The organism is Sporomusa sp., from assembly GCF_035561255.1.
Classification (GTDB): Bacteria; Bacillota; Negativicutes; order Sporomusales; family Sporomusaceae; genus Sporomusa.
Genome location: NZ_DATMXX010000385.1, coordinates 1 through 10,519, shown reverse-complemented (window position 1 = coordinate 10,519; position 10,519 = coordinate 1). Strand labels below are relative to the sequence as shown.

12 protein-coding genes are annotated in these 10,519 nt (G+C 52.7%); 10 read left to right on the top strand and 2 right to left on the bottom strand.

Going from position 1 to position 10,519, the window contains the following annotated elements; genetic code table 11:
• Positions 1-114: 114 nt before the first annotated feature.
• The 4 genes from VN379_RS21980 to VN379_RS21965 all read left to right on the top strand — a co-directional run bounded on the left by VN379_RS21980 (position 115) and on the right by VN379_RS21965 (position 2,655).
• A complete protein-coding gene (locus VN379_RS21980) occupies positions 115-330 on the top strand; it encodes a hypothetical protein (RefSeq protein WP_325537868.1) in 216 nt (71 codons plus the stop codon).
• 123 nt (positions 331-453) lie between these two features.
• Positions 454-1,251, top strand: coding sequence for a tyrosine-protein phosphatase (locus tag VN379_RS21975; protein WP_325537866.1), 798 nt, complete (start codon positions 454-456; stop codon positions 1,249-1,251).
• A 189-nt stretch (positions 1,252-1,440) separates the two neighbouring features.
• Complete coding sequence (locus VN379_RS21970) at positions 1,441-2,112, top strand: response regulator transcription factor (protein ID WP_325537864.1); 672 nt, start codon at positions 1,441-1,443, stop codon at positions 2,110-2,112.
• 60 nt (positions 2,113-2,172) lie between these two features.
• Positions 2,173-2,655 carry a hypothetical protein gene (locus VN379_RS21965; RefSeq protein ID WP_325537862.1) on the top strand — a complete coding sequence of 161 codons (483 nt, stop codon included), beginning with the start codon at positions 2,173-2,175 and terminating at the stop codon, positions 2,653-2,655.
• Between the two features lie 2 nt (positions 2,656-2,657).
• Here the strand turns inward: VN379_RS21965 and VN379_RS21960 are convergent, their stop codons facing one another.
• The gene (locus VN379_RS21960; protein WP_325537860.1) at positions 2,658-3,245 is read right to left on the bottom strand and encodes a hypothetical protein; all 588 of its coding nucleotides are present in this window, start codon (positions 3,243-3,245) and stop codon (positions 2,658-2,660) included.
• A 143-nt stretch (positions 3,246-3,388) separates the two neighbouring features.
• Between VN379_RS21960 and VN379_RS21955 the strand changes: the two genes are divergently transcribed.
• From VN379_RS21955 to VN379_RS21930, 6 genes are all read left to right on the top strand, one after another.
• Positions 3,389-5,305, top strand: a complete 1,917-nt coding sequence (locus tag VN379_RS21955; protein ID WP_325537859.1) for an ABC-F family ATP-binding cassette domain-containing protein — start codon at positions 3,389-3,391, stop codon at positions 5,303-5,305.
• 158 nt (positions 5,306-5,463) lie between these two features.
• Positions 5,464-6,069, top strand: coding sequence for a sigma-70 family RNA polymerase sigma factor (locus VN379_RS21950; RefSeq protein WP_325537857.1), 606 nt, complete (start codon positions 5,464-5,466; stop codon positions 6,067-6,069).
• A 45-nt stretch (positions 6,070-6,114) separates the two neighbouring features.
• Complete coding sequence (locus tag VN379_RS21945) at positions 6,115-6,339, top strand: DUF1659 domain-containing protein (protein ID WP_325537855.1); 225 nt, start codon at positions 6,115-6,117, stop codon at positions 6,337-6,339.
• Positions 6,340-6,380: 41 nt separating this feature from the next.
• A complete protein-coding gene (locus tag VN379_RS21940) occupies positions 6,381-6,593 on the top strand; it encodes a DUF2922 domain-containing protein (protein WP_325537853.1) in 213 nt (70 codons plus the stop codon).
• Positions 6,594-6,935: 342 nt separating this feature from the next.
• A complete protein-coding gene (locus VN379_RS21935) occupies positions 6,936-9,158 on the top strand; it encodes an ATP-dependent RecD-like DNA helicase (RefSeq protein ID WP_325537851.1) in 2,223 nt (740 codons plus the stop codon).
• Positions 9,152-9,808, top strand: coding sequence for a ComF family protein (locus VN379_RS21930; RefSeq protein ID WP_325537849.1), 657 nt, complete (start codon positions 9,152-9,154; stop codon positions 9,806-9,808). The genes VN379_RS21935 and VN379_RS21930 overlap by 7 nt, the downstream gene beginning before the upstream one ends.
• A 2-nt stretch (positions 9,809-9,810) precedes the next feature.
• On the opposite strand, the gene VN379_RS21925 is transcribed toward VN379_RS21930, so the two are convergent.
• Positions 9,811-10,519: HD-GYP domain-containing protein (locus VN379_RS21925; protein ID WP_325537847.1), on the bottom strand; the 709-nt coding region annotated here is incomplete at its 5' end.

Below are 10,519 nucleotides of genomic sequence, written 5' to 3'. Positions count from 1 at the left end.
GTTATAATAGTTATAGGTAGAATGTCAATAGGACTTAAGCACTAATATTATTGGGAATGTGTTAAACGACTTATTTCTTAACGATAATTTAGTGTAAGGTAGGGGGGAGAGTAGGTGACGGAATTAGAACGCATCGAATCTTTAAAAGAGCAGTTGTTAAAATTAGGTTACCGTAATTATCAACTTCAGGATATATATCGGGAGGTATTGGGTCAATCCAGCTGTAATCCGGAAGAATTATCTTCAGAACAGTGTAAGTCACTTGTTGAGACAATGGAAGAATATTGTTCTTTTGCACAAAAGTGTTTGAAAAACAAAATAAATAATTGATTACACTCCAGGTAATTTTAGTTATCTGGAGTTTGTTTTTTGTAAGGGGGATAATTGACAAACCAAGAGTACAAGGGTACACTAAAAGTCAAGGTTACCCACTTAAAGGAGATTTATTATTAGATGTTAGACATGCATTGTCACATTATCCCGGCCATCGATGACGGTTCGAAGGACTTGGATACCTCGCTTAAAATGTTGGAGATTGCCCAGAAAAACGGCACAAAGGCCATTGTGGCTACACCTCATGTCATTGAGGGGGAGTGGCTGCCGGCCTGGGAGCAAATTGTTGCAGGGTGCCGGCTGCTTGAACACGAAGGCGGCAAGGCCGGGTTACATATACCTGTTTATCCGGGTGGGGAGGTTGCTATCCACCGGGACATTCTGGATCTGGTTAAAGAGCCGGGGGCGTACTGTATTAACAGTGGCCGCTACATGCTTGTCGAGTTACCGGCTATTGATATTCCGGGATTTACCGAAGACTTCTTTTTTACGTTGCTAGCTCGTGGTATTACCCCTGTTCTGGCTCATCCGGAGCGTCATCCGGTGCTTGCCAAAGACCCGGAGATACTGGTGGAATGGATCAGACGGGGAATTTTAGCCCAGGTCAATGGCTCTAGCCTGATGGGGCGCATGGGTGAACGTAGCATGAAGATGGCTGAGCATTTCCTTGCCCGGGACATGGTGCACTGCATTGGTTCTGATGCCCACAGCTCCAGGAACCGTAATCCGGATTTATCGGCTACCGCTGAAAAACTGAATGGGTTAATCGGCGTGGAAAAAGCCAGGCAGATACTGACCATTAATCCTAAGAAGATGATTGAGAGCCAGGATGTAGAGATTTTTGAAATAAAGCCGCTTCCGCAAAGTAACAGGGCCGGTATTCTTAACAGGTTGTTTATGAAATTAGGAATTTATTGAGTATAATGTTTAAGGTCCTGCTCTAGAGTAGGACCTTTGTCTTATCCTCAATAAATGTACAGAAAAGTTTGCAGGAAAACCGACAAGGAAAGCGAATGTTAGACATATTATCTAATTCGTGACATATTTATACTATTGAAAAGATTATGCATATTATGCACAGATGCCCGGCAAGGAGGTGAGTGTTTTTTGACAATAAAACTTTTAATTGCCGACGATCATGCGCTCCTCAGGCAAGGGATTAAAAATGTGCTGTCTTTGGAACCGGATTTTCTCGTAATAGGTGAGGCGGCTGACGGGGACGAGGCCATAAAACAGGTTGAGTGTCTTAAGCCAGACATATTATTACTTGATGTGAATATGCCGCGCATGAACGGGCTAGAGGTAACCCGGCGGCTCAAGGCGGAGAATAAGGTCGTAAAGGTAATCATTTTAACGATTCATGATGATGAGAACTATGTGCTGGAGGTAATCAAGGCCGGTGCTGTTGGCTATCTGCTAAAGGACATCGAGCCAGGCATGCTGGTTAAGGCCATTCGTACTGTCTATGAAGGGCAGTCATTTATCTACCCGACCCTGGCCAGGCAGCTGTTTGGTGAGATCTCGCGGCAGGAAGACAGACGGCATGAAACTGCGGCGATGCTCCAGCGCCGTAAGGGAGAACGCCTAACCTACCGGGAGGTTGAGGTATTACAGCTTATCGGTCACGGTATGAGTAATCAGGAGATCGCACAAAAGCTGTTTCTGAGTGAGAAGACGGTAAAGAATCATCTGACCAATATCTTCCGTAAGGTCAATGTGGTTGACCGGACACAGGCGGTATTGTACGCTATCAGGCAGAAGATTGTGGTGTTGGATTAATAACCAATTGAGGGTGGCGTGCATATATTATCCTATCCCAAATGAAGGGGGTAGGATAATTTGTTTTTATCGTATTCTGTCAGTATTATAATTGTATCGTTGGCTTTATATGGTTTGTGGTATGTGTTAAAGGATGTGTGGAATTGGTTTACTGCGTTGGAGTTGGTACCGTTACCTGACGCCAGTTTTATCATTTTGCTTAAAAATATGGAATATGAAGTGGAAGATTTGATGCGGTATCTGGTGAGTGAGATCGAAGAGGGGGTACATGGTATTGACGCTGTGGTGGTAGATTGCGGTTCAGACGACTTAACCCCGATTATTCTCCAGCGTCTGGCTGGTGAAATGCCGGCACTGACTATTATCCATTCCCGGAGCTCTATACGGCCGCTCACTGAAGCGATGCCGCTGTGCCGGGGCTCGGTGGTGCATGTGCTGGATTTAACTACCCGGCTTAAGAATGAGGAGTTTATGGCAGTTGTCGCCTCGCTGCTGCGGAAACAAAAAGGGGATATTGCTATCCGGAGCAGGACCGAGGGGTAAGGCTATTGTTTTTGTTTCATACATAATATTTCGTTGAATACATCAACTAACTTGACGGCCAGGGTCAGCAGTTCGGGGGCATAGCCGGGAAAGGTTTCATGAAAGCTGCTGATCATAACAGCCTGAGCCGGGGCTGTAGTTGCTGCCAGGCGTGCTAATGCCAGCTGATGATTGACGGTGGCCGGCGTCCAGAGCACCGGGATCTCAGTCTTGCCGGACAACCTGACTGTTGTCTGGTAAGGCTTATTTTTATTGGTAACCACGGCTGTTACGGCGTGGAGGTTGACATAGCCGGTGGTGGTGTCACCGGCAACCCGCGGCCGGCGAACCTTGACTGGCACCAGGACAAGCCCTGGTGCCAGCGGCAGCGGTTCCAGGTTCTTGCGCTCAGTAGCGGCTCTGGTTTTGGTTCTAAGCGCTGACAGGTCAACAGCCCGGGTTTTCGCCAGCCGGTGGATGACGGTGCGGACACGGGATGTAAGGCAGGTGGTACTGCCATCGGCGGCGATGATGGTCGTACTGTCACCGGTGGCCTGGTAACAGGGGAGAATGGCAGCGATGTGGGTATAGGCGGGCAGAGTTAGGTTCATGGTACTGTACCTCCTATAATACGCAAACGTATGTTCTGTAATAATATATTAACAGAAAAGTAATTTATTGGCAAGGGGGTTAAGCCACTCTTGTGCCGGCGGCTGTTAATGGGTACAATAGTAGTGCAGACAGGAGGGTACGCATGAGTTTATTGGAGGTTCGCGGCCTGAGTAAGGCCTATGGGATACAAAACATTTTCTCCGAGGTTAGTTTTCAAATCAGGCGCGGTGAGAAGGTCGGGCTGATCGGCCCTAACGGTGCCGGCAAGACGACGCTGGTGCGGTGCCTGTTGGGTTTTGAAAAGCCTGACAGCGGTCAGGTGGCGCTGGCCCCGGGTGAGCGGATCGGCTATGTCGAACAGGATACCGCCCTTGGTGAACATACGCTGTATGACGAGCTGGTGAGTGCTTATGGCGATGTGCTGGGGTGGCAGGCCGATATGCGCCGGCTTGAAGCCGCTATTGCCGGCGAGAAGCAGCCGGAGAGCCTTGACAGGCTGATGAAGGAGTACGCGCTGGCTGTTGAACGGTTTGAACGGGGCGGCGGCTATGAGGTGGACAACACGGTGCGTCGGGTGGCTTTTGGCCTGGCCTTTACGGCTGAAGACCTGCAGCGCCGGACCCACGAGTTTTCCGGCGGGCAAAAGACCCGGATCTGTCTGGCGCGGGCCCTGATTCGTCAGCCTGACTTTCTGTTTCTGGATGAGCCGACAAACCATCTTGACTTAGGGGTGGTGGAATGGCTGGAGGAGTTTTTGCAGGGGTATTCAGGGGCCGTGCTGGTGATCTCCCATGACCGCTACTTTCTTGACAATGTCACCGGACGGATACTGGCGATTGAGAGTAACACCATTGCCGACTATGATGGCAACTATAGCGAATACCTGGAGAAAAAGGCCGAGAAGCTGGCGGCGCAGGACAAGGCTTTTACCAAGCAGCAGGCCTATATTGCCAGGACGGAGGCGTATATCGACCGGTACCGGGCCGGCATCAAGTCCAAGCAGGCCCGCGGGCGTCAGAGTCAGCTGGGAAGGCTGGCGCGGCTTAGCCGGCCTGAGGATATGTGCGGGTTCGATTTCTTTACCTTTAACCCCCCGGCTGAGTGTGCCGAACGGGTAGCCGAGCTGGGGGAAGTGGTTGCCGGTTATGGTGAGAAGAGGGTGCTTACCGGGGCGTCCCTGCTGGTACGGCGTGGCGATGGTGTGGCACTGGTCGGGCCGAACGGCGCCGGCAAAACGACGCTGCTGAAGCTGCTGACCGGGGATTTGGCGCCAGACAGCGGCAAGGTTAAGCTGGGCAGCCGGGTGCGGCTGGGGTATTTCGCACAGGAGCATGAGACGCTGACTGCCACCAATAGTGTGCTGGAGGAGGTTGTGCGCGAGTTTGCCTTTAGCGAGGAACGGGCCAGGCACTATCTTGGTGCGTTCTTGTTCCGGGGTGACGAGGTGTACAAGCTGGTGGGCGATCTCTCCGGCGGGGAAAAGGCGCGGCTGGCGTTATTAAAGCTGATGCTGACCGGGGCTAATTTCCTTATCCTTGATGAACCGACAAATCATCTGGATATCTCGGCGCGGGAGGCTGTTGAAGAGGCGATTATGAATTTCCCGGGGACTTTCCTGACTGTTTCTCATGACCGGTATTTCCTTGATAAAGTGGCTAACCGGGTTGTCGAGCTTACTGGCGGGCTGTTGACCGAATATGCCGGCAACTATAGCTACTACCGCGACAAAAAGGCAATTACGGAAAAGGAAGCAGCCCAGGCGGCCAGTCAGGCCAGTGTCCTGGAAAAGAAGCAGGGCGGCAGGCAGGAACGTACAGCTCAGGTCACTGCCGGCAAAGGCGGCAGCTGGCGAAAGCCGGATACGGCCCGGCTGGTCAAGAAGCTGGAAGAGGAGATTGCCCTGTTAGAGCAGGAGGTCGCCTGTCTTGAGGCGCAGCTCAATGACCCGGCCAGCCATGCAGATGCCGGGCTCAGCCGGGAACTGGCTGATGCGTATGCCGCACGGCAGGCCGGTCTTGATGAAAAGTATCTGGCCTGGATGGAGCTTACAGAGGAATAGTGGTAAAGGACGCCGGTTTGGCGTCCTTTTTGTTGGTGTCGGCGTGGCCCGGGTGTTGACCTGGGCCACGCCGGCTTTTGTTTTCATTCACCGGTAGTGATATGCTGGCGGCAAGCGCTAATTTAGAGGGACCGGTTCCTTGCCGACAGGTGAGGATAATGACAATAGAACAGTTGGTCATGGCGGCTCAGGCCGGTAGCGGGGATGGGGCGGCGTTTGCGGAGGTGTGCCGCCGGTTTACGGGACTGGTGAACAAGTATGCTAATCAGCCGCATCTGCGCGGGATCAGGGAAGAGGCCGCAGCCGAAGGCTGGCTGGCCCTGGCCGCGGCGGTGCGGACCTATGATCAGGCAAGCGGTGTATGTTTTGCCGCTTATGCCGAGAGACGGGTCAAATATGCGATCTGGAATCTGTTTAAACGGGAACGGCGGCGCTGGCAGCGGGAATTGCCGCTGACCGGTGGCGGTACTAATGAGGACGATCCGGATGAGGCAGCAGGCTTGCTCGATATTCTGGCTGCAGCCGATCATGTTGAACTGGCGGCCGAGGGTAATTTTATTAGCACTGTCATTGATCAGGCGTTAGCTGCCCTGCCTGAAAAACAACGCCTGATTGTCATTAACACCCTGCTGGACGACAGGCAGCTGTCCGAGGTGGCAGTCGCACTTGGTGTTACGCCCCAGGCGGTCTATGGCTTGCGGCAACGGGGGCTGGCCTGTTTGAAAAAGCAATTGGAAAAAATATTTTTTGTTTTGCCCGTTTAAAAAAGCAGCCTGCCGGAATGTTTAAGAGTAAGGGGGTGATTACAGATGGCAGTGGTAAAAGCGCCGCAAAGCGGCAAGGTAGTCCTCAAGGTGCAGACCGGTATCAATGCAACCGGCAGCCCGGTGTTCAAACTCCGGACGTACGCTAACGTCAAGTCTGAAGCAGCTGACAGCGATATCTTCGCGGTAGCTGAGGGCCTGGGCAGTCTGCAGCAGCACACGCTGGTGGATATTATCCGCCAGGACATCAACAATCTTATTAATCAGTAACAACCAGGGGGAAGTACTGGTAAGAGAAAGGAGGGAAAGTAATGATTAAAACGCTGGAAATGGTGTTCCGTACAAATGCCGGCAAGGAGGCAATCCTTAGTGTGCCTGATCCCAAAGATGGTTTGACACTGGCTGAGGCCCAGGTTGTCATGCAAGACATTGTGGCGAAGAATATCTTTAGCATTAAAGGCAGCACGCTGGCGGAAACGGTAGAGGCCCGGATTCGCAGCCGTGAAACGGTAGCTCTGGTGTAAGAATGCAGAAACGCCCTGTTACAGAAACTCTGTAACAGGGCGTTTGGTGTACATTGCAAACTGCTCGTCATGGCCTGGTATTCACTACCCTGATCCTGTTAGCGGATGAGGTAGAGAAGCGTGGTAGCAATGTACGCAGTTGAGGAGAACAAGGCCACATGAAAAACATAGCTGGCAGAGCGCGACGGCCGCTCAATGGCGCGGTTCTGAAAGTAGTGATAGGTGTACATGTTTTCTTTCACAGTTGTTATGCCTCGCATAATGTAAATTATTGTAACAATTACTCTTCTTTTGTTTAAAGTACTCCATTGTTGATAAAAATCCTGCTAGAAAAATGAAAAAATGCAGGATTTTTTGGCAGGTGTTGCGAATAAGAGTAGGAACTTATGTTTGGGAGTTAGTAGAGTGGATAACAAACTTGAAGGTATTGTTGAAAATATAACGTTTCAGTCAACTGACGGCAGTTTTACCGTGTTTCGCCTTAAGCCGGACGGTGATAACGGAACAGTGGCCGTTACCGGCAGCTTTCCGGCGCCGCTGGTTGGTGAGCAGGTGACTCTGACCGGCGAATGGGTGGAGCATGCCCGTTATGGACGGCAGTTTAAGGCAGGTCACTGCCAGCGGGTTGCACCCACCTCGTTGCAGGGCATAGAACGGTTTTTGGCTTCAGGGGCGATTAAGGGCATTGGCCGGGCGATGGCCGCCCGGCTGGTTGCGCATTTTGGTGGCAGGACGTTGGAGGTTATCGAACATTTCCCGCATCGTCTGGCTGAAGTGGAAGGCATTGGCGATAAAAAAGTGGAGCAGATCCGCAAGGCTTATGCCGAGCAGGCTGAGCTGAAAGAGGTTATGCTTTTTTTAGAGATGCATGGGGTTACCGGGGCGTATGCGGCCCGGATTTTCGCCTGTTATGGTTCAAATTCGGTAGGGGTGCTGGAGGCAGATCCTTACCGGCTGGCCGAAGAGGTAAAAGGCATTGGTTTTCGTACCGCAGACCAGATTGCGATGGCGGTCGGCTTTGACCGGGACCATCAGTCCCGGCTGGCCGCCGGGGTGCAGTTTGCTTTACTGCAAACAGGTCTGGCCGGGCATTGCTGTGTGCCGGAAGCGGTATTGACAGAAGAGACTGCGAAGCTGCTCAATGGTAACAAGGCTGATATTGCCGGTGTTGTCAGTGAACAGATCAAGCTTGGCAAACTTTATACGGAAGACTTTCACGGGATGACTCTGGTGTATCCCCGCTATCTGTACCGGGCTGAACTGGCAGTGGCGGAACGCTTGCTGAAGCTCAAGGAGGAAGCCAAGCCAATCGACGGGGTGGATAGCGATATACTTATTGATGACTGGCAAGCAACAGGCGGGGTAACGCTGGCAGACGCGCAGCGTCAGGCTCTGGCGGCAGCCCTGTCGCATGGTGTGCTGGTATTAACCGGCGGGCCGGGCACCGGGAAAACTACGACTGTGCGTGGTATTCTGGCCCTGCTGGAAAAGCAGGGGGGGAAGATTATTCTGGGTGCCCCTACCGGCCGGGCAGCCAAGCGGCTGAGTGAAACCACCGGGAGGGAGGCCATGACCATTCACCGCCTGCTGGAGGCCGGGGGCGGGGCCGAGGATGAGCCGATGTTTGCCAGGGATGAGCTCAATCCGCTGGATGCCGATGTGGTTATTGTTGATGAAACGTCGATGATGGATATGCTGCTGATGAGCTGTTTCCTGCAGGCGGTTCCTGATGGCTGCCGGGTGGTGCTGGTTGGTGATGTCGACCAGCTGCCGGCTGTGGGACCGGGCTCTGTGCTTAAAGATATTATTCGTTCAGAGTCAATTCCGGTGGTGCGCCTGACCGAGGTATTCCGTCAGGCCGGCGAGAGTATGATTGTGCTTAACGCCCACCGGATCAACCGGGGGCGCCTACCTGAATGCGGCAGTACTGATTTTCAGTTCCGCGAACAGGCTGACAGTGAAGCGGCTGCACAGGCGGTTGTGGAGTTGTGCCAGACTGAGCTGGCTCAGGAAGGGTTTGATGTTTTGCGGGAGGTGCAGGTATTGTCGCCAATGCACCGTCAGCCCTGCGGGGTCGAGAATCTAAACAGGCTGCTGCAGGCGGCGTTAAACCCGCCTGCAGAAGGCAAGGATTTTCTCCAGGGTGCTAATCAGATGTTGCGTGAAGGCGATAAAGTCATGCAGATCCGCAATAACTATGGCAAAAAGGTATTTAACGGCGATATTGGTACTATTGTGGCAATTGCCGACGGCAAGGTGCTTGTGCGCTACCCGGAGGATGATGTTGTCTACGATAAAGGGGAGCATGACGAGCTGACGCTGGCTTACGCTATGAGCGTCCACAAAAGCCAGGGCAGTGAGTACCCGGTTGTCGTTATGCCGCTGACCCCGGGCCATCACATTATGCTGCAGCGCAACCTGTTGTATACGGCGGTTACCCGGGCCAAGGAGCGGGTAATCCTGCTTGGTACCCGGGCGGCACTCAATACTGCGGTGATGAGTGACCGGACCCGCCGCCGCTATTCGCTGCTGGCCGAACGCCTGCGGGGTGAAAGCCTATGCTAAAAGGCTGGCTGGAAGCCTTGCTGGCACTCATCTTCCCGCAACGCTGTCCGGCTTGCCGGCAATGGGCAGACAGCTATGGCTGGTGCCAGGCCTGTCTGGGCAGATTAGCCAAGGCCACTCAGGTAGCGCTGTCGATCCATAACCTGACCGCCCTGGATGAATGCCAGGCGGTTGTCGACTATTCCGGCCCGGTCCGGCGACTGATCCGTGATATGAAGTTTCGCCGCATTACCAGGCATGCCGAACGCCTTGGCCGGCTGATCGATTATGCCGTAGCGCCTGGGTATTATGAGGGGATTGATGCGGTAGTACCTGTACCGCTCCACGCTGATCGTCTCAGGGAGCGTGGCTTTAACCAGACCACGCTCATCTTTAAACCCTGGGCAAACCGGCAAGGTCTTAACTGGCTGGAGGCCTTGGAGCGAACCAGGGAGACAGCCCCCCAATGGGAGCTGTCTCTCAAAGAACGGCGTAAAAACAGTAAGGGCGCGTTTGCGGTAACGCGCCCTGAACTAATTAGCGGTAAAAGCATTCTGTTGGTTGATGATATCCTCACCAGCGGGATTACGATGAATGAGTGCGCCACGGTATTGAAGCAGGCCGGGGCGGTTAAGGTTCAGGGGCTGGCCCTGGCCAGCGGGGCGAGGTAGTGTTACCCTAACGCATCGATAAAAGCCCTGACAACCTCGGGGTCAAAGGCCATTCCGGACAGGCTGAGCAGTTCCCGTACCGCCTCGTCCTTGGTCTTTACCCAGTTCTGTGTGCAGGGGTTGATAAACCGGTCATAATGGTTGGCAACGGCAATGATGCGGGCGCCGAGCGGGATGTTTACGCCCTTGAGCCGTTTGGGGTAACCTGTACCGTCAAACCGTTCATGATGATAACGGATATAGGGAATGAGTTCCTGGCAGCAGGGGATGTTTTCCAGCATGCAGCTGCCGGCATTGCAATGGTTTTTGAACACGCTCATCTCACGGGTTGACAGATAAGGCACTTTGGACAGCACTTGGTTAGGCACTGTAATATGCCCAATATCATGTAACAGTGCTGCCATGCGAATCCGCTCAATCTCTTCCCGGGGCAGCCGCATTTTTGCAGCAACACTTACTGCATAATTAGCGACCTGGTGGCTGTGTAAGAACAGCTTCGAATTTTTTAATTGGATAAGCTGCATAAAATTGCCGATTATACCATTGATCGTTTCGGTGTCACCGGCATAAATCTCAGGATCCTGCATTAGCGTCAGCATATACACGACAAACTGCCTTTCATTGGAAACCAGTGCCTGGCTTTCGTTCCCATAATATACCGGCCTGTTTTCCATAATATTATAAATGAAAAGCGAGATTGCTTCACTGAAG

Bases quoted from the DNA above. Each gene is read 5' to 3' on its own strand.
- VN379_RS21975 (WP_325537866.1), top strand. From the start codon at position 454: ATGTTAGACATGCATTGTCACATTATCCCGGCCATCGATGACGGTTCG.
- VN379_RS21960 (WP_325537860.1), bottom strand. From the start codon at position 3,245: ATGAACCTAACTCTGCCCGCCTATACCCACATCGCTGCCATTCTCCCC.
- VN379_RS21955 (WP_325537859.1), top strand. From the start codon at position 3,389: ATGAGTTTATTGGAGGTTCGCGGCCTGAGTAAGGCCTATGGGATACAA.
- VN379_RS21950 (WP_325537857.1), top strand. From the start codon at position 5,464: ATGACAATAGAACAGTTGGTCATGGCGGCTCAGGCCGGTAGCGGGGAT.
- VN379_RS21945 (WP_325537855.1), top strand. From the start codon at position 6,115: ATGGCAGTGGTAAAAGCGCCGCAAAGCGGCAAGGTAGTCCTCAAGGTG.
- VN379_RS21940 (WP_325537853.1), top strand. From the start codon at position 6,381: ATGATTAAAACGCTGGAAATGGTGTTCCGTACAAATGCCGGCAAGGAG.
- VN379_RS21935 (WP_325537851.1), top strand. From the start codon at position 6,936: ATGCAGGATTTTTTGGCAGGTGTTGCGAATAAGAGTAGGAACTTATGT.
- VN379_RS21930 (WP_325537849.1), top strand. From the start codon at position 9,152: ATGCTAAAAGGCTGGCTGGAAGCCTTGCTGGCACTCATCTTCCCGCAA.